Here is an 18,122-nt window from a genome sequence, read left to right as displayed (position 1 = left end):
GAAATTATCCAAGGGGCCATCGCCCCTTGCCCCCCAAAATGGGCAACGTCGCCTTTCCCCGCCTGCATGGCGCGCGGGACGTGAGCTAGACAGTCCGGGGAGCCCGAGGGCGATGGCCCTCGGCAAATCCTACTTCTTGACTGCCTCTTCCAGCACATCGGCCAGCGCTACACGCTGGCCCGTCCGGCTCGCCGTACGCGCCGCCTCGATCACCGCCTGGACGAGGAGGATCTCCTCTCCCGAGACCGCGACCGCCTTCTCGCCACGGCAGGCGGCAGCGACATCGTCGTAGAAGCGTTCCTGGCGCCCGCGCGGAAGAGCGGCCTCGTGGCGGTTGCCTTCGCCATCGAAGCGCACCAGCGGTTCAGGATCGCGCCCCCAGTCGGGATCGCCGGGGCGCATGCCGGCCACCGATTGGGCTTCCTGCGGGTCGATGCCGTACTTGACCAGCGATCCGCCGGTGCCGTGGACACGGAAGCGCGGTTCGCCGCCCGCAACGCACATCCCTGCGTGAAGGATGGCGCGCATCTTGGGGTAGTGGAGCGTGACGTGGGCGTAGTCGTCCGACCGTCCGCCTTCGCGCAAGCTCGCGATATCGGCGCTCACCGCCTCGGGCGCGCCGAACAGGCACAGCGCCTGGTCGACGAGGTGGGGACCAAGATCGAACCACACGCCCGAGCCTTCGCTGCCGTCCTCGCGCCAGCGCTCGCGCACCTTGGGGCGGAAGCGGTCGAAGTGGGATTCGAAATGGACGACCCGCCCGATCTCGCCTGCCGCTATGGCCGCCTCGATGGCGAGGAAATCGGCATCGCCGCGCCGGTTGTGGAAGGCGGTGACGACGCGGTCCGCCGCCTTCGCGCGCGCGACAAGATCCTGCGCGCTCGCCAGATCGAGGGTAAAGGGCTTGTCGACGACGACGTGCTTGCCCGCATTCAGCGCCTGCGCAGCGAGCTGCGCGTGGGTGGCGCTGGGGGTGGCGATCACGACGAGGTCGATCGCGGGATCCTCCAGCAGGTCGGCGATGTCGGGGACACGCGCGAGCCCGGGCAGAGGCAATTCGGCCTCGGCCCGGCGGCTCACCACCGCGCGCAGGTCAAGGCCCGTGCAGGCCGCGATGTAGGGCGCGTGAAACACCCGCGCGGCCATGCCGTTGCCGACAAGACCCACGCCCAGGCGCGGCGAAGCGCTCAAACCAGGCGCGAGTGCTGGAGCGCGGCCGCCACGAAACCCGAGAACAGCGGGTGCGGTTCAAACGGGCGCGACTTGAGTTCGGGGTGGAACTGCACGCCCACGAAGAAGGGGTGATCGGGACGCTCGACGATTTCGGGCAGCAGGCCATCGGGCGACATGCCCGAGAAGATCAACCCGTCCTTTTCGAGCGCGTCGCGGTACTTGCCGTTGACCTCGTAGCGGTGGCGGTGGCGCTCGGAAATCTCGGTCGCGCCGCCGTAGATGCTGGAGACCTGGCTGTTGCCATCGAGCTTGGCGATATAGGCGCCAAGACGCATGGTGCCACCCAGATCGCCGCCCTCGGCGCGGGTTTCCAGGCCTTCCTTGCCCATCCACTCGGTGATGATGCCCACCACCGGCTCGTCAGTCGGGCCGAATTCGGTCGAGCTTGCTGCGGCGATACCGGCCGCGCGCGCACCCTCGATGCAGGCCATCTGCATGCCAAGGCAAATGCCGAAGAAGGGCACCTTGCGTTCACGCGCAAAGCGCACCGCCGCAATCTTGCCCTCGGTCCCGCGCTCACCGAAACCGCCCGGCACGAGAATGCCGTGCATGGGTTCGAGCGCGTGCGCGATCTCGTCGTCGGACTTCTCGAAGATTTCCGCGTCGAGCCACTTGATCTTGACCTTGGTCTTGTTGGCCATGCCGCCGTGGACGAGCGCTTCGTTCAGCGACTTGTAGGCATCGGGCAGACCGACGTACTTGCCCACGACGCCAATGGTGACTTCGCCTTCCGGGTTCTGGAAGCGATCGACGATGCCGGTCCAGCGCGAGAGTTCCGGCGCGGGCGAGTTGAGGCCGAAGTGGTGGAGCACTTCGGCGTCGAGACCCTCGGCGTGGTACTGGAGGGGCACCGCGTAGATGTTGGGCGCGTCAAGCGCGGGGATGACCGCTTCGCGGCGCACGTTGCAGAACAGCGCGATCTTGGCGCGCTCGCTCTCGGGCAGTTCGTGCTCGCAGCGGCACAGGAGGATGTCGGGCTGGATGCCAAGACCGGTCATCTCGCGCACCGAGTGCTGGGTCGGCTTGGTCTTCAGCTCGCCCGCGGCCGCGATGTAGGGCACCAGCGTGACGTGGACGAAGCAGGTGTTCTCGCGGCCCAGCTCGTTGCGCATCTGGCGCAGCGCCTCGATGAAGGGCAGGCCCTCGATGTCGCCCACGGTGCCGCCGACTTCGCACAGCACGAAGTCGAGATCCTCGGTGTCGGCCTGCGCGAAGTTCTTGATCGCGTCGGTGACGTGCGGGATCACCTGGACGGTGGCGCCGAGGTAGTCGCCGCGGCGCTCCTTGGCGATGATGTCCTGGTAGATGCGGCCCGAGGTGATGTTGTCGCCCTGGTGCGCCGAGACGCCGGTGAAGCGCTCGTAGTGGCCAAGGTCAAGGTCGGCTTCCGCACCGTCGTCGGTCACGAAGACCTCGCCGTGCTGGTACGGGCTCATCGTGCCCGGGTCGACGTTGAGATAGGGGTCGAACTTGCGGATCCGCACTCGGAACCCACGGGCCTGCAGCAACGCGGCCAGGCTGGCGGCCATGAGGCCCTTGCCAAGCGAGGAGACCACGCCGCCGGTGATGAAGATGTGCCGCGCCATGGGAATTGGGCCTTAAATTGCGTGGGGGGTTCAGCGCAAGCGCCAAGAACCCGAATCCACAGGTCAAACTCAATAAAATGCCGCCTGACTGCGCCAGACGGCATTTCGGTTACAATGCTGTTTCGAGACGGCCCCGGACTTTCCGATCCGAACCCGCCTTCGCGAAGCTCTTACTGCTGCGCGGCTCCGGCGAGCGGATCATCGTTCGCGGGAGCCGCTGCGGCGCCTGCCTTCGATTCGCCGCCAGCCGAGCCCGCAAGCGGATCCGCCGGGGCTTCCTGGGCTGCCGGTTCACCGCCGCGCTGCAGCGAGGTATCGATATCGCCGACGCTGTTGGCATCGACCGCCATCGCGGCAAGAAGAATGCTGAGAACCACGAAGAGACCGGCGAGGATCGCCGTTGCCCGGGTCAGGAAATCAGCCGCGCCGCGCGCCGACATCAGGCCGCCGGGGTTGCCCCCGCCACCGACGCCAAGGCCACCGCCCTCGGACTTCTGAACCAGAATAACACCGACCAGGGCGGCAGCCACCAGCGCCTGGACGACGGTCAGGAAAACAAACATCAGCTCGATCTCAGCTCTTCTCAACGGGTCTGCGAAACAGGATCACAGACCGCAATCACAAGCGGCGCAGATAAGCGCAACGCCCCCCGAACGCAACCCGGCCCGGACACGGGATTCGACATGCACAGCCACCCTCTCCCGACCTCGCCGCGCGCGGGCGCGGGCAAGTGCCGGAAGATCAGGCGCTTATTCAGTCGGCGGCCAGTGTGGCGGCGGCACCGACGATGGAGAGGAAGCTCTCCGCGCTCAGGCTCGCCCCGCCGACGAGCGCACCGCCCACCTCGGGGACCGAAAGCAGCTCGGCGGCGTTCTCGGCCTTGACCGAACCGCCGTAGAGGATGCGCACGCCCGTACCGCTGTCACCGTAGAGTTCGACCAGCTTGGCGCGGATCGCGCTGTGCATGGCTGCGACATCCTCGACCGAGGGAACGCGACCCGTACCGATCGCCCAGATCGGCTCGTAGGCCACGGAAAACTTTTCGGGCGCCTGTTCGCCCTGCGGGCACGACGCGGCCACCTGGGCTGCGACGACGCTTTCCGCCTCGCCCGCATCGCGCTGCGCTTCGCTTTCGCCCACGCACAGGATCACGCCCAGGCCAGCGGCAATGGCGGCATCCGCCTTGGCCTGCACATCCCCGTCGCTTTCGCCGTGCAGCGTGCGGCGCTCGGAGTGGCCAACGATGGTGAAATCGGCGCCAGCGTCCTTGAGCATCGGGGCGGAGATGTCGCCGGTGAAGGCGCCGCTCTCCTGAACGTGGCAGTCCTGGCCACCAACGCCAATGATTTCAGCAGCATCGCGCGTACGGTAGATAAGCGTGGCGGGTGGCGCGATGGCCACCTGAACCCTGGGAAAACGTCCCGCGGCACGGTCGATCGCGCGCACTTCGTTCAGCATCGCGCGCGTGCCGTTCATTTTCCAGTTTCCGACGATGTAAGGCAATCCGGCCATCTTGGTCCCTTGATCAAATCGACGACACACCGAGCGAATCCCGCAGAAAGGGGAATCGGAACGCCGTTGTAGCGGGGCGCTGCTAGGCCAGCACTAGCGGATTTGTCAAAGCCGGGGGAGACTTCTCTTTCCACTGCGCCCAATTCGGGACCACGCAGAAGCCACAAGTAGACCCGACAGTATTCGCAAGAATGGGCAAGCAAGCCCACATTCATCCAGCCCCCGCCACCACGGCACTCCTTCGCACCGTGCCCGCGCGCCCGAAACCACAGGAATCGGGCGCAAAGCGATGCGATGCCATTGCAGGACGGCGAAAGCCCCCCTAAAGCCTGCGCCATTTCCCGCCTCCTGCATGAAGGCCCCTGCCCCGGCAGGAGACCCAGAGCAGGAGCGCTTCACAGACCGCTCAGTCAACGGCCGGACAGGACATGCTCAGCTTCTTCAGATCGTTCATCAAGTCCAAGATCGGCGCGGCCATCGCGCTGGTCGTGCTCGGCGTCATCGCCCTCGCCTTCGCCAGCGGCGACATCGCCGGCATCCAGGGTGCGGGCAGCGCAGGCGATGCCAACACCGTGGCCAGCGTTGGCGACGAGACCATCGACGCCAACGAGCTGGCGCAGGGCGCGAACTCCGCGCTGCGCCGCGTTCAGCAGAACAACCCGCAGGCCTCGATGAGCCAGCTGCTCGCACAGGGCGGGCTCGACACGATCCTCGATGAGCTGGTCCAGCGCACCGCCTTCTTCGCCTTCGGCAAGGAGCACGGGATCGTCGCCGGGGACCGCCTGGTCGACAGCGAGATCGCACAGATCGCCGCCTTCCAGGGCGTCGACGGCAAGTTCGATCAGGACACCTTCCGCCAGGCGCTCGCCCAGCAGGGCCTCTCCGAGAAGGCGCTGCGCGAGGACATCGCGCAAGGGCTCGTCGGCCAGCAGCTCGCCAGCCCGGCGCAGTTCGGCGCGAAGATGCCCGCCTACATGGCCAAGCGCTACGCCGCGATGATCGACGAGACCCGCAGCGGCTCGGTCCTGGCCCTGCCCTCGATGCTGTTCGTGCCCGAGGACGAGCCCGACGAAAAGACGCTCAAGGCCTTCTACGACAGCCACACCCAGAACTTCATCCGGCCCGAGCGCCGCATGATGCGCTACGCGCAGTTCACCATCGATTCGATGAAGGCGCCCGCCGCCCCCACCGACGCGCAGATCGAGGAGGCCTACAAGGCCAACGCCGCGCGTTACGCGGCCAAGGACGACCGTCGCATCACCCAGGTGATCGCACCGACCGAGGATGCGGCCAAGGCCATCATCGCGGCCGTCAAGGGCGGCAAGACGCTCGAAGCGGCCGCTACCGAGAAGGGCCTGTCGGCGGCCAAGCTCGAATTCTTCAGCCGCAAGGACCTTGCCGACCAGTTCGCCAAGCCCGTCTCGGACGCGGTCTTTGCCGCCAAGGTGGGCGAGCTTGCGGCTCCGGCGAAGTCGGCGCTGGGCTGGCACGTCGTGCGCGTCGAGGAAGAAAGCACCAAGCCCGCGCGCACCCTCGAAGAGGTGCGTGACGAGCTCGTCGCCGAGCTGGAGGCCGACGCCAAGCGCAAGGCCTTTGCAGCCAAGCTCGAAGGCATCGAGGACCAGTTCGCCGACGGCGCGAGCCTGCCCGAGGTGGCCAAGTCGCTGGGTGTCGAGGTCGAGACCACTGGCCCTGTCACCGCCGATGGCCGCATCTACGGCGAAATCGACAAGAGCGTCGATGAGGGCCTCCAGCCGCTTCTCGCCACCGTCTTCAAGATGCAGCAGGAGCAGCCCCAGCTCACCCAGATGGGCCAGGGCCAGAACTTCGAAGCGAACCGTCCCTTCGTGATCTACGACGTGACCGAGATCACCCCGTCCGCTCCCGCGCCGTTCGACGACATCCAGGACGATGTGAAGTCCGCCTGGGCGCTCGACAGCGGTTCCAAGGCAGCCAAGGCCGCCGCGCTCAAGGTGCGCAAGGCGATGGCCGAGGGCAAGACGATGGCGCAGGCCATGAAGGACCTGGGCAAGCGCCTGCCCCCGATCGAGGAGCTGGGCATGTCGCGCGCGACGCTCAGCCGTGCGCTTCAGGCCGGTCGCCAGGTGCCCCCGCCCGTCTCGCTCATGTTCCACATGACCAAGGACAGCGTGAAGGTGCAGTCGGCCGACGGCGAGCGCGGGTGGTTCGTGGTCCAGCTCAAGGACATCAAGGCCGGCAAGGTCGAGTCCGACGAGATGGTCGCGCAGGCCCGCGAGGAACTGGGCGCCCAGATGGGCAACGCCTTCGTCACCTCGCTCGGCCATGCCGTTGCCGGGGAAATGAAGGTCGAGAAGAACGCCGCCACCATCAAGGCCGTGCGCGAGCGCCTGGGCGGCACCGCCCAGCCCGGCGCCTAATCGCCTCCACCGCCACTTCCAGACACCATCCGATAGCGAAACCGACAGGACCATGACGACACAGCGCCAGACCAGCAGCGATGCCATCCGTACCGACGCCCTGATGCGGCTCTCGAACGGAAAGCCCGCGCTGGTCTGGCGCCGTCTCGTGGCCGATACCCAAACGCCGGTGGGCGCCGCGCTCAAGCTCTTCGAGGACGGTCGCGGCGACTTCCTGCTCGAATCGGTGGAAGGCGGCGCCCAGCGCGGGCGCTACAGCCTGCTCGGGCTTGATCCCGACCTGGTCTTCCGCGCGCAGGGCCACGAGGCCCAGATCAACCGCACCTGGAAGAGCGACACCGAGGCCTTCACCCCCCTTACCGGCGACAGCCTGGCCGAATTGCGCGCGCTGGTCGAAAGCTGCCGCATCGACGTTCCGGGCGAACTTCCCCCCGCGCTCGCCTGCGTGGTCGGGTACTTCGGCTACGAGACCATCGGCCTTGTCGAGAAGCTGCCGCGCGCGCCGCAAAGCGAACTCGACGTGCCCGACATGCTGTTCGTGCGCCCCTCGATCCTGCTCGTCTTCGACAGCCTGGGCGATGAGCTCTTCTGCATAGCCCCGCTCTGGCCCGAGAGCGCGGCCGACCCGGCCCGCGCCATCGAGGCCGCCGAGGACCGCATCGCCGAGACGCTGCGCCGCCTCAACCAGCCGGTGCCCGCGAGCCCGGTCCTCACAGACCTCCCCGAGCCCGTGCAGACCCCGGTCCTGCAGCCCGGCGAATATGAAGCGATGGTGACGCGCGCCAAGGACTACATCACCGCGGGCGACATCTTCCAGATCGTGCTCGCGCAGCGCTTCACCTGCGAGTTCCCGCTGCCCCCGCTCGCGCTCTACCGCGCGCTGCGCCGCGTGAACCCCTCGCCCTTCCTCTACTTCCTCGACCTGCCCGGCTTCGCCGTTGTCGGCTCGAGCCCGGAGATCCTGGTGCGCGTGCGCAAGGATGAGGACGGCCAGCCCCAGGTCACCATCCGCCCGATCGCGGGCACCCGCCCACGCGGCAAGACCGAGGCCGAGGACAAGGCCAACGAGATCAGCCTGCTGGACGACCAGAAGGAACGCGCCGAGCACCTCATGCTGCTGGACCTGGGCCGTAACGATGTCGGCCGCGTCTCCACAGCGGGCTCGGTCGAAGTGACCGACAGCTACACCATCGAGCGCTACAGCCACGTCATGCACATCGTCTCGAACGTGGTGGGCACGCTCGACACGAAGACCCACGATGCCATCGACGCGGTCTTTGCCGGTTTCCCTGCAGGCACCGTCTCGGGCGCGCCCAAGGTCCGCGCCTGCCAGATCATCGCCGAGCTCGAACCCGAAACGCGCGGCGCCTATGCGGGCGGCGTCGGCTACTTCTCGCCCGATGGCTCGCTCGATTCGTGCATTGTCCTGCGCACCGGCGTCCTCAAGGACGGGGTGCTCCACGTCCAGGCGGGCGCAGGCATCGTCGCCGACAGCGACCCGACCTCGGAACAGAACGAGTGCCTCCACAAGTCGGGCGCGCTCTTTGCCGCCGCGCGCGAGGCGATCCGCATCGCCGGAGAGCCGGGCTTCGGGCAGTGAACCGCGCCCGGGCGGCTCTCGCCCCCGCTGCGCTCGCCCTGCTGCTGCTTGGCGCCTGTTCTTCCACCGAGAACACCGCCGAGGCCCCGCCGCCGCCCGCCTGCGAAAGCGCGCGCTTCGAGGGCGCGGCCTTCGTCCACTGCACGGCCGTGCCCGGGCGCCACACGATCCACACCGTGCTCGGCCCTGAGGGCGGCGCGCCCTACCGCACGCTGAGCCAGCTCGCCGTCAGCCGCCCCGAGGGCAGCGCGCCTGTCGCCTTTGCGATGAACGCCGGGATGTACGACAGCGCCGGACAGCCCATCGGCTACTACGTCGAGGAAGGCGAGCGCCTCCACACGCTCAACACCAACGAGGGACCGGGCAACTTTCACCTGCTGCCCAACGGCGTCTTCTTCGGCGATGCCAAGGGGCACTGGCGGGTGATGACCTCGGACGACTTTGCCGCGAAGATCACGCACCGCCCCACCTTCGGTACGCAGTCGGGCCCCATGCTGGTGATCGATGGCAAACTGCACCCGGCCATCGATCCCGACGGCACCTCGCACAAGCTGCGCAACGGCGTGGGCGTCGATGCGACGGGCCGCGCGCACTTCGTGATTGCCGAGGAGCCCGTCTCCTTCGGCAAGCTCGCCCGCTATTTCCGCGACGACCTGCACTGCGCCAACGCGCTCTTCCTCGACGGCTCGGTCTCGTCCTTGTGGGACCCCGAACACGGCCGGCTCGACACCGGACCCGAGCTTGGCCCCTTGATCGTCGTCGAGAAACGCGCGAAGGCGCAAGAGACACAGGCCGAAAGCCAGAAGGCAAACCCATGATCCTCGTCATCGACAATTACGACAGCTTCACCTGGAACCTGGTCCATTACGTCATGGAACTGGGCGCCGAGGTGAAGGTCGTGCGCAACGACAGCCTCACCGTCGAAGAAGCGCTGGCCACAGGCGCGAAGGGCTTTCTCGTCTCGCCCGGACCGTGCACCCCGAACGAGGCGGGCATCAGCCTCGACCTCGTCGGCGCGGCGGCCGAGAAGGGGCTGCCCCTCCTGGGCGTGTGCCTGGGCCACCAGTCGATCGGCCAGTTCTTTGGCGGCAAGGTCGTGCGCGGCGGTCTCATGCACGGCAAGACTTCGACCATGACGCATGATGGCACCGGTGTCTTTGCAGGGCTCCCCTCGCCCTTCACCGCGACGCGCTACCACTCGCTGATCGTCGAGGACATCCCTGCGTGCCTCAAGGTCAATTGCCGCTCCGAGGACGGCCACGTCATGGGCTTCGCGCACGAAAGCCTGCCCATCCACGGCGTGCAGTTCCACCCCGAATCCATTGCCACCGAGCACGGCCACGCGATGCTGGCCAACTTCCTCGCGATCTGCGGGATCGAGGCGAAGCTTCCCGAAAGGCTGAGCGCGTGAGCGCCCTCACCCAGCTTCCCGATACCGCCAGGGCCATTACCGAGGACGAAGCGCACGACGCCTTCGGCGCGATCCTCGATGGCAAGATCGACGACGAGGCCGTGAAGGACTTTCTCGTCGCCCTCTCCGAGCGCGGCGAGACGGCAAGCGAGATCGCGGGCGCCGCGCGCGCCATGCGCGAACGCATGATCCCCATCGACGCGCCTAAGAACGCCATCGATGTCTGCGGTACGGGCGGCGACGGGCACCACACGCTCAACGTCTCGACCGCAGTCAGCCTGGTGGTCGCGGCCTGCGACGTGCCGGTCGCCAAGCACGGCAACCGCGCAGCCAGCTCCAAGGCGGGCGCGGCCGACACCCTGGAGGCGCTCGGCATCGACCTCGACCGCGCCGCCGAGACCGCCGAGGACACCCTCAAGGACATCGGCATCGGCTTTCTTTTCGCGGCCAAGCACCACCCCGCGATGGGCCGCATCATGCCGATCCGCAAGGCCATCGCGCGCCGCACGATCTTCAATCTGATGGGGCCGCTCGCCAACCCGGCCAACGTCTCGCGCCAGTTGGTCGGCATCGCCCGCCCGGCCTACGTCCCTATCTACGCCGAGGCGCTGGCCCGGCTCGGCACCACCCGTTCGATGGTCGTCTCGGGCGATGAAGGCCTTGACGAATTAAGCCTTGCTGGCGGCAACGAGGTTGCCGACGTCGCGGGCCGCGAGGTCGCCATGAAGCGCGTGACCGCCGCCGAGCTTGGCCTGACGAGCGCGCCAGTCGAGGCCATCCGCGGCGGTGACCCGGCCTTCAACGCGCAGGCCCTGCGGAACCTGCTCCAGGGCGAGCCCGGCGCCTACCGCGACGCCGTGCTGCTCAACGCGGCGGGCGCGCTGATGGTCGCGGGTGAGGTCGAGAGCTGGGCCGAAGGTGTCGAGGAAGCCGCCGAGGCCATCGACAAGGGCCTTGCCAACGCCCTCCTCAACTGCTGGATCGCCGCGACCAAACCGCGCGGCTGACAACAGGGAATCCCATGTCCGACAAGCTGACCGAAATCTGCGAGACCAAGCGCGGCGAAGTGACCGTGCGCAAGACCCTCTCGACACTGGACGAACTCGACGCGCAGGCCTCCTTTCAGAGCACGCCGCGCGGCTTCGAGGCGGCGCTGCGTAGCAAGGCGCAAGATGGCTTCGCGCTTATCGCCGAGATCAAGAAGGCGAGCCCTTCCAAGGGTCTCATCCGCCCCGACTTCCGGCCCGCCGAACACGCAAAGGCCTACGAAGCGGGCGGCGCGGCCTGTCTTTCGATCCTGACCGATGCGCCCTACTTCCAGGGGCATGAGGATTTCCTTGTCGAGGCCCGCGCCGCCGTCTCGCTGCCGGTCATCCGCAAGGACTTCATGATCGACCCCTGGCAGGTCGCCGAGGCCCGCGCGATCGGGGCGGATGCCATCCTCATCATCGTCGCCGCGCTGGACGATACGCAGATGGCCGAGATCGAGGCCGCCGCCCACGAACGCGGCATGGACTGCCTTGTCGAAGTTCACAACGAGGCCGAGATGGAGCGCGCAAGTCGTTTGAAATCAAGGCTTATTGGTGTCAACAACCGCGACCTCAAGCGCTTTGTCACCGACATCGGCATCACCGAGCGGCTCGCCCCGCTTGCCCCCGAGGGCGCGCTTCTCGTCAGCGAAAGCGGGCTCAACCGGCACGAAGACCTCGTGCGCCTCTCAGCCTGCGGCGCACGTACCTTCCTGGTGGGAGAAAGCCTGATGCGCGAGGCCGACGTCGAGGCCGCGACCCGGCGCCTCCTGACCGGCGCCTGAGACGACCGAAAAGGGGCTGTCCTACACCGTCGCAATCTGCGAGGATTGCCCGCAATGACGCCCCTTCGCGCCTCTTCGAACACCGCTGCGATGGCAGGTGACAGGGGCCGGACACAGACCTCTCTGGACTGTGTCACCTGTGTCAACCTGACTGTCACCCACCCTGCCACCCGCCCTGTCACCACCCTTGCGCCAAGGACCCTCTCGTGAGTACATCGCTTAGCCATATCGACACGGACGGCACCGCGCGCATGGTCGATGTCGGCGCCAAGGCCGAAACCCGCCGCCTTGCCGTTGCCAGCGGCACGATCACCATGACCCGCGAAGCGCTCGACGCCGTGCGGGCAGGTGATGCCCCCAAGGGCGATGTTCTGGGGACCGCGCGCATCGCCGGTATCCTCGCGGCCAAGAAGACCGCCGATCTCATCCCGATGTGCCACCCCCTGCCCCTCGATGCGGTGAACCTCGATTTCACCTTCGAGAACGAGGAAGAGTTCACCGGCTCCATCCGCGCCACCGCCACCGCCTCGATCACCGGAAAGACCGGCATCGAGATGGAGGCCATCACCGCCGTCTCGATTGCGCTGGTCACCATCTACGACATGGCCAAGGCGCTCGATAAGGGCATGGTCATCTCCGACATCCGCCTCGTCGAGAAGCAGGGCGGCAAGTCGGGCCACTGGAAAGCCGAAGGGTGGGTATGAGCACCGCGCCTTCTCCCGACGTGCCCGTCATGACGCCCCCGATCCCGCTCGAAGAAGCGCAGCGCCGCCTCCTCGCGCTCGCCGACCCGATGCGCCGCGAACATGTCGACATGGCAGGCGCCATCGGCCGCTACCTTGCCGAGCCACTGCTCGCCCGCCGCACCCAACCCGCCGGGCACCTTTCCGCAATGGACGGCTATGCGGTCACCGATGGCGATCTTGCCGGCCCCTGGACCATCGTGGGCGAAAGCGCGGCCGGGCACCCCTTCGTAGGCAGCATGACGCGCGGTGAAGCCGTGCGCATCTCCACAGGCGCCCTGCTGCCCTGCGATGCCGCCGGGGTCATCGTGCAGGAAGACCTCGCGCGCAGCGACACGGCACTCACGCTCACCGGCACAGGCCCCAGCCCGCAGGATCGCCACGTGCGCCGCCTCGGCTCGGACTTCGTAGCTGGCAAGGAGGTTCTGCCCGCCGGAACCCGCATCGGCCCCGCCCAGATCGCGCTCGCCGTCTCGGCCGGACACAGGCACCTGCCCGTCTTCCGCGCGCCCCAGGTCGCGATCATCGACAGCGGCGATGAGCTTTCCTCCGATCCGGAGAACTGCGCCACGCACCAGATCCCGGCCAGCAATGGCGCCATGCTGGAGGCAATGGTCGCCGGGCTCGCGGTCCAGACACGCCGCATCGGACCGGTCGGCGACACGCTCGACGCGCTCCTATCCGCCTTTGACGAGGCCGCCCATGCCGACGTCATCGTCACCAGCGGCGGCGCGTCCGTTGGCGACCACGACCTCATCCGCCCCGCGCTCGAAGCCTGGGGCGCGAAGCTCGACTTCTGGCGCATCGCGATCAAGCCGGGCAAGCCGCTCCTCGTCGCCACCCGCCCCCGCTCGCAGCGCCGCCAGATCATCATTGGATTGCCCGGAAATCCGGTCTCCGCACTCGTTACCGGCTACCATTTCCTGCTCCCGCTGCTGCGCCGTCTGATGGGCGCACTCGATCCCGCGCCCATGGCTGTCACCACCCGTCTCGACGGGGACCTGCCGGCCACCGGCGCACGCCGCGAATTCCTGCGCGGCACCTGGGACGGGGAATGCGTGCGAGCCGTGCGCGTGCAGGACAGCGGGGCCCTGGGCGCTCTTGCGGGCAGTAACGTCCTCATCGACCGTCCTGCGAACGGATCGGAAACACCTTCTGGCGCAAACGTGCGCATCTACATACTCCAGAACGGCGGTATCGCTTGACGTGGGAAATTCTGTTGCTTAATTGTTCTCAGAATGTTCACAAGTGGAACATCCAGAAGAACAGCTGATGCGCGGGAAGCCGAATTTCCGTGTGCGGCAGGCGCAGGAAAGAGGCAGCGAACATGTTGACCCGCAAGCAGCACGAATTGCTCCGGTTCATCCAGACCCGGCTTGACGAAACCGGCATTTCGCCCAGCTTCGAAGAGATGAAGGACGCGCTGGACCTCAAGTCCAAGTCGGGCGTGCACCGCCTGATCTCCGCGCTGGAGGAACGCGGCTTCATTCGCCGCTTGCCCAACCGCGCCCGCGCGCTCGAAGTGCTGCGCCGTGCCGACGAAGGCGGCCAGACAACGGCTCCGGCCGCCAACTCGAACGTCGTGCCCTTCGCCAGGCCCGAAACCGCCGCTCCCGCACCGACGGCCGATGTGATCGAGATCCCCTTGCACGGACGCATCGCTGCGGGCGTTCCGATCGAGGCGCTGGAAGACCAGGCGATCCTTCCCGTGCCCGCCGCGCTTCTGGGCGCGGGTGAACATTACGCGCTGGAGGTTTCCGGCGATTCGATGATCGAGGCAGGCATTCTTGATGGCGATTTTGCCTTGGTGAAACGCACCGATATCGCCAACGATGGCGAGATCGTGGTCGCCCTCGTGCGCGGCGAGGAAGCGACGCTCAAGTACCTGCGCCGTGAAAACGGCATGATCCGCCTTGACCCGGCCAACGCGGCCTATGAACCGCAGATCTATGCGGCCGACGAGATCAAGGTGCAGGGTAAGCTCGCAGGCCTCCTGCGCCGCTACTTCCACTGAGCCGACCGGATCGCAGCGCCCCGCGCGCTATCGATCCGAAGACATCGATGAGGGCATGGGCGGGATGAGGTCCTGCAAGGACATCTCGCCTTTGCGTCCATGCCACCATCCATGCATCCCCTGCCCCTGCGCGACATTGCGCACCACGCCGCGGGACAGATCGACGCTCAGGCCTCCCGTCTGGCTGAGCGTGCCGCGATCGGCCTTGAACCAGCGCGGTCGGCATGCCCGCGGCAGCCAACGATCCGAGATCACGATGTCAGCCCGGTCGCAGGCGGCAGCCAGTTCGCGCTCGGGCACGATGTCCCGGCTCCTCGACAACAGGACGTTGGCTGCGCGCGCCTGCATCTGCAAGGTGATCGAACAGAAATCGGCATTGCAACGCGCGCCCGGATGATCGGGGAGATAGATCGTCTCTCCTCGCAACCCCGCATTCTCCTGGAAATTGTCGCGCACGTAGTCGCTACGCGTGTTGCGTAGCAGCAGCAGCCTTGGCGCATCACGCCCGGCCGTCCGCTCCACAACGCCTACGTTGCGGCCATCCCCGGCGATCAGCAGATCAGGCGGCGACTGATTATAAAGAACAAGAAAGCCCACGAGGCAGGGAACAACGCCCAGCAGACGCACCTTTCCGACCAACAGCGCCAACCAGAAACCTCCGACAAGAAACAGCGAGAAAGCCGCCTCGCCCATGCCCGGCACCAGCGTCACAGCCCCTGGTTGCGCCGAGACCCAATGCGCCAGTCCCAGCACCGCATTGATGGTCCATCCCACAAGGCCCCAGAGCGGCCCGCCAAGGGACACGACATCGGCCGCCAGGGCCAGGACGACCCCGGGCATGATCACAAAGGTCGTCAATGGGATTGCCACGAGATTGGCCAATGAACCGTAGAGCCCGGCCTTGTGAAAGTGGAACAGCGCAATCGGCATCAGGGCGAGCTCGATTACGAGCCCGGTCAGCATGAGCATGCCGAACCACCGCACGCCGCGCATCCAAGGAGATTCTTCACGCGGCCCCAGGAAATTGCGCACGGGCGCGCAGGACGACAGGGCCACGATGGCGAGGACAGCGGCAAAGCTCATCTGGAAGCTCGGCCCCACCACGGCCTCAGGCCATAGAAGCATCACGGCGAATGCCGCCACCGCCAGAATGCGCAAGGACAACGCCTCACGGCCCAGTGCCAGGGCGCCAAGCACGAGCAGCGCCGCGATACACGAACGAACCGTCGGCACCTGCGCGCCAGTCAGCAGTGTATATCCAATCCCCCCGAGCGCCGCGAGCCCGGAAGCCAGCATCGGCAGGCGAACCCGCAGGGCCAAGGCGGGCCACAATGCGAGCGCCCGAACGGACAGAACGTAGATCAGGCCGATTACGGCCGTCACGTGGAGCCCGCTTATGGCCAACAGGTGCGCCAGGCCGGAATCTCGCATGGCCTGCGCATCGTCTGCCGTGATGCCCCCTCGATCCCCCGTGACGAGCGCCACGGCAATGCCAGCCGCCTGCTCATCGACCTGCTCGCGAACATGGCCAGCCAGTCCGCGCCGAATGCGCGCCAAAGGCGCTTCCCCTCCTGCCGCTGGCTCCAGGACGGTCACGGGCTTCAAGATCGTTCCCGAACCGGCGAGCCCGGCAAACCAGGCCGTTCTTGCAAAATTATAACCACCCGGGAGCAGGGGCGCTGCCGGCGGCATGATCCGCGCCTCGAACTGGATGAGACTGCCCTCACCGATCTCCGCCGGTCGGACAGATTCGCCATCGGACAGTTCGTCCGGCAGGTTGAGCCGGATTTTGAGAGCACGCCCGCTTGCCGGGTCGCGCGTGGCGACCACCAACCTGCGCCGCGATTGGGCCGATTGCGGCTCCACCGCGAGCACCCGCCCCGAGAACGCTCCATACAAAGGCCGCTCGATGGGAGGTGTCCCCACCATCATGGAGCGCCCCCAGATCAGGACGCAGCCCCCAGCGACCATCAGAGGCACCCAAAAAAAAGCTTGCGAGACAGTTTGAAACGCACCACATCGCCGCCAGCAAACTCGGGTCGCCAAGCTTGCTGCACAGCACAACGCAATGAGGCCTGCCCATTGGGACGGCTTCGGAAGCGCAAACCATGCCGCGATGCCGGTCCCGAAAGCCACGGAAAGCCACGGGACACGATCGCGACACGATTGCGAAAGAAATCCTTCGATTGCCGCCAAAGCACTCGACAAGTTGCGTTCGCTGTTCCATTGCCGACCCCGCAATGCAGCGTCTCCGGACATGATGTCCGGGCCCACAATTTTACCGGGTCGGGTGACCTCGATCGCCATGCCCGGAATAGGACAGAAGGTGATTGGAATGGCAAGTGGAAGTGCAACGAGCGGATCGAGCGGCACCAAGGCCGTCGTTACGCGCTTTGCTCCCTCGCCGACCGGCTTTCTGCATATCGGCGGTGCCCGCACCGCGCTGTTCAACTGGCTCTTTGCCCGCCACCACGGTGGCAAGTACCTCCTGCGCATTGAGGACACCGACCGTGCCCGCTCGACCGATGCCGCGATCGAGGCCATCTTCGACGGCCTGTCCTGGCTGGGACTGAACGGCGATGAGGAGCCGGTATTCCAGTTCGCCCGTTCCGAGCGTCACGCAGAAGTCGCCGCGAAGCTGCTGGAGGCAGGCCAAGCCTATCGCTGCTACCTGACCAGCGAACAGCTCGCCGAACGCCGCCAGAAGGCACAGGACGAACGTCGTCCCTTCCGCCTCGACAGCGAATGGCGCGACGCCGACGCTTCGCAGTGGCCAGAGGATCAACCCTACGTGGTGCGCGTCAAGGCTCCCCGCGAGGGCGAAACCACCATCGACGACCAGGTCCAGGGCCCCATCACGGTCCAGAACCGTGAGCTCGACGATTTCGTAATTCTGCGCTCGGACGGCACGCCGACCTACATGCTGGCCGTGGTTGTGGATGACCGCGACATGGGCGTAACCCACGTCATTCGCGGCGACGATCATATCAACAACGCGTTTCGCCAGCTGGTGATCCTGCGCGCAATGAACGTGATTGAGGGAGGCTGGGAAGACCCGGTCTACGCCCACATTCCGCTCATTCACGGCGCCGATGGTGCCAAGCTTTCCAAGCGCCACGGTGCGCTCGGTGTCGATGCCTACCGCGACGAGATGGGCCTCCTGCCCGACGCGGTCTTCAACTACCTGCTGCGCCTCGGTTGGGGCCACGGCGATGAGGAAATCATCAGCCGCGAGCAGGCCATCGAATGGTTCGACATCACCAATGTCAACAAGGGCGCCTCGCGGTTCGATCTCGCGAAGCTGCAAAATCTCAACGGTCACTACCTGCGCGAAGCGAGCGACGACTATCTCGCCGATCTCGTTCTGCCGCGGCTTGTCGCTGCCGGATACCCGGACGCCGACAAGGCCCTGCTGGCGCGCGCCATGGCCGAACTGAAGGTCCGCGCAAAGGACCTCAACGATCTTGCAGAAGGCGCTGTTTTCCTTTTTGCCAAACGTCCTCTCACTATGACCGAGAAGGCGCAGAAGCTCCTGACCGACGAGGCGCGCGAGCGTCTGGCCGCGATCCACGAGCGTCTGAGCGGGGAGCCCGAATGGACCCTTGAGGCTTTGGAAGCCAACCTGAAGGCAATGGCCGCAGAGCTCGAATTGGGCCTCGGCAAGCTCGCACAACCCCTGCGGGCGGCCCTGACGGGTCAGACAACGTCGCCAGGGATTTTTGACGTATTGGTACTTCTTGGCCGGGACGAAAGTCTCGCGCGCATCTCTGCGCAGGCCGGGGAGCATACCGAGACACAAGCATAAGGAGTA

General features: G+C 66.6%; 15 protein-coding genes. 10 read left to right on the top strand and 5 right to left on the bottom strand.

From position 1 onward, the window contains the following. Positions 1 to 129 precede the first annotated feature (129 nt). The 4 genes from MTR65_RS05760 to tpiA all read right to left on the bottom strand — a co-directional run bounded on the left by MTR65_RS05760 (position 130) and on the right by tpiA (position 4,331). A complete protein-coding gene (locus MTR65_RS05760; protein ID WP_243798012.1) occupies positions 130 to 1,191 on the bottom strand; it encodes an oxidoreductase in 1,062 nt (353 codons plus the stop codon). Beyond that, positions 1,188 to 2,819: a CTP synthase gene (locus tag MTR65_RS05755; RefSeq protein ID WP_226636704.1), complete on the bottom strand. Its 1,632-nt coding sequence runs from the start codon at positions 2,817 to 2,819 to the stop codon at positions 1,188 to 1,190. The genes MTR65_RS05760 and MTR65_RS05755 overlap by 4 nt, the downstream gene beginning before the upstream one ends. 170 nt (positions 2,820 to 2,989) lie before the next feature. Further along, complete coding sequence (gene secG, locus MTR65_RS05750; RefSeq protein WP_243798009.1) at positions 2,990 to 3,382, bottom strand: preprotein translocase subunit SecG; 393 nt, start codon at positions 3,380 to 3,382, stop codon at positions 2,990 to 2,992. A gap of 190 nt (positions 3,383 to 3,572) precedes the next feature. Further along, on the bottom strand, positions 3,573 to 4,331 hold the full coding sequence (gene tpiA / locus MTR65_RS05745) for a triose-phosphate isomerase (RefSeq protein WP_243798006.1): 759 nt from the start codon (positions 4,329 to 4,331) through the stop codon (positions 3,573 to 3,575). A gap of 428 nt (positions 4,332 to 4,759) precedes the next feature. Between tpiA and MTR65_RS05740 the strand changes: the two genes are divergently transcribed. The 9 genes from MTR65_RS05740 (at position 4,760) to lexA (ending at position 14,311) form a co-directional block, all read left to right on the top strand. Continuing rightward, positions 4,760 to 6,730, top strand: coding sequence for a peptidylprolyl isomerase (locus tag MTR65_RS05740; RefSeq protein ID WP_243798003.1), 1,971 nt, complete (start codon positions 4,760 to 4,762; stop codon positions 6,728 to 6,730). A gap of 103 nt (positions 6,731 to 6,833) precedes the next feature. Continuing rightward, positions 6,834 to 8,330 carry an anthranilate synthase component I gene (gene trpE / locus MTR65_RS05735; RefSeq protein ID WP_243798149.1) on the top strand — a complete coding sequence of 499 codons (1,497 nt, stop codon included), beginning with the start codon at positions 6,834 to 6,836 and terminating at the stop codon, positions 8,328 to 8,330. Continuing rightward, positions 8,327 to 9,148 carry a phosphodiester glycosidase family protein gene (locus tag MTR65_RS05730; protein ID WP_243798000.1) on the top strand — a complete coding sequence of 274 codons (822 nt, stop codon included), beginning with the start codon at positions 8,327 to 8,329 and terminating at the stop codon, positions 9,146 to 9,148. The genes trpE and MTR65_RS05730 overlap by 4 nt, the downstream gene beginning before the upstream one ends. Next, the gene (locus MTR65_RS05725) at positions 9,145 to 9,741 is read left to right on the top strand and encodes an anthranilate synthase component II (protein WP_243797997.1); all 597 of its coding nucleotides are present in this window, start codon (positions 9,145 to 9,147) and stop codon (positions 9,739 to 9,741) included. The genes MTR65_RS05730 and MTR65_RS05725 overlap by 4 nt, the downstream gene beginning before the upstream one ends. Next, positions 9,738 to 10,748 (top strand): anthranilate phosphoribosyltransferase, encoded by a 1,011-nt coding sequence (trpD, locus tag MTR65_RS05720; protein ID WP_243797994.1) that lies wholly within the window; start codon positions 9,738 to 9,740, stop codon positions 10,746 to 10,748. The genes MTR65_RS05725 and trpD overlap by 4 nt, the downstream gene beginning before the upstream one ends. Before the next feature lie 14 nt (positions 10,749 to 10,762). Beyond that, positions 10,763 to 11,554, top strand: coding sequence for an indole-3-glycerol phosphate synthase TrpC (gene trpC, locus MTR65_RS05715; RefSeq protein ID WP_243797991.1), 792 nt, complete (start codon positions 10,763 to 10,765; stop codon positions 11,552 to 11,554). 206 nt (positions 11,555 to 11,760) lie between these two features. Further along, positions 11,761 to 12,258, top strand: coding sequence for a cyclic pyranopterin monophosphate synthase MoaC (gene moaC / locus MTR65_RS05710; RefSeq protein WP_243797989.1), 498 nt, complete (start codon positions 11,761 to 11,763; stop codon positions 12,256 to 12,258). Further along, positions 12,255 to 13,502 (top strand): molybdopterin molybdotransferase MoeA, encoded by a 1,248-nt coding sequence (locus MTR65_RS05705; RefSeq protein WP_243797987.1) that lies wholly within the window; start codon positions 12,255 to 12,257, stop codon positions 13,500 to 13,502. Before moaC ends, MTR65_RS05705 begins: the two co-directional genes overlap by 4 nt. A gap of 122 nt (positions 13,503 to 13,624) precedes the next feature. After that, positions 13,625 to 14,311: a transcriptional repressor LexA gene (gene lexA, locus MTR65_RS05700; RefSeq protein WP_243797984.1), complete on the top strand. Its 687-nt coding sequence runs from the start codon at positions 13,625 to 13,627 to the stop codon at positions 14,309 to 14,311. Between the two features lie 27 nt (positions 14,312 to 14,338). Here lexA and MTR65_RS05695 read toward each other — a convergent pair whose 3' ends face one another. Next, positions 14,339 to 16,243, bottom strand: coding sequence for a ComEC/Rec2 family competence protein (locus tag MTR65_RS05695; protein WP_243797981.1), 1,905 nt, complete (start codon positions 16,241 to 16,243; stop codon positions 14,339 to 14,341). A 403-nt stretch (positions 16,244 to 16,646) separates the two neighbouring features. Between MTR65_RS05695 and gltX the strand changes: the two genes are divergently transcribed. Further along, a complete protein-coding gene (gene gltX / locus MTR65_RS05690) occupies positions 16,647 to 18,116 on the top strand; it encodes a glutamate--tRNA ligase (RefSeq protein ID WP_243797979.1) in 1,470 nt (489 codons plus the stop codon). The last annotated feature ends 6 nt before the right edge of the window (positions 18,117 to 18,122 follow it).

Origin of the sequence: Novosphingobium mangrovi (assembly GCF_022818885.1) — a bacterium.
GTDB lineage: Bacteria > Pseudomonadota > Alphaproteobacteria > Sphingomonadales > Sphingomonadaceae > Novosphingobium > Novosphingobium mangrovi.
This window is presented reverse-complemented; position numbering and strand designations above follow the sequence as displayed.

Coding starts and splice junctions, on each gene's coding strand:
- trpC (WP_243797991.1), top strand. CDS start 10,763: ATGTCCGACAAGCTGACCGAAATCTGCGAGACCAAGCGCGGCGAAGTG.
- trpE (WP_243798149.1), top strand. CDS start 6,834: ATGCGGCTCTCGAACGGAAAGCCCGCGCTGGTCTGGCGCCGTCTCGTG.
- secG (WP_243798009.1), bottom strand. CDS start 3,382: ATGTTTGTTTTCCTGACCGTCGTCCAGGCGCTGGTGGCTGCCGCCCTG.
- MTR65_RS05740 (WP_243798003.1), top strand. CDS start 4,760: ATGCTCAGCTTCTTCAGATCGTTCATCAAGTCCAAGATCGGCGCGGCC.
- lexA (WP_243797984.1), top strand. CDS start 13,625: ATGTTGACCCGCAAGCAGCACGAATTGCTCCGGTTCATCCAGACCCGG.
- MTR65_RS05695 (WP_243797981.1), bottom strand. CDS start 16,243: ATGATGGTGGGGACACCTCCCATCGAGCGGCCTTTGTATGGAGCGTTC.
- tpiA (WP_243798006.1), bottom strand. CDS start 4,331: ATGGCCGGATTGCCTTACATCGTCGGAAACTGGAAAATGAACGGCACG.
- MTR65_RS05705 (WP_243797987.1), top strand. CDS start 12,255: ATGAGCACCGCGCCTTCTCCCGACGTGCCCGTCATGACGCCCCCGATC.
- gltX (WP_243797979.1), top strand. CDS start 16,647: ATGGCAAGTGGAAGTGCAACGAGCGGATCGAGCGGCACCAAGGCCGTC.
- MTR65_RS05755 (WP_226636704.1), bottom strand. CDS start 2,819: ATGGCGCGGCACATCTTCATCACCGGCGGCGTGGTCTCCTCGCTTGGC.
- MTR65_RS05725 (WP_243797997.1), top strand. CDS start 9,145: ATGATCCTCGTCATCGACAATTACGACAGCTTCACCTGGAACCTGGTC.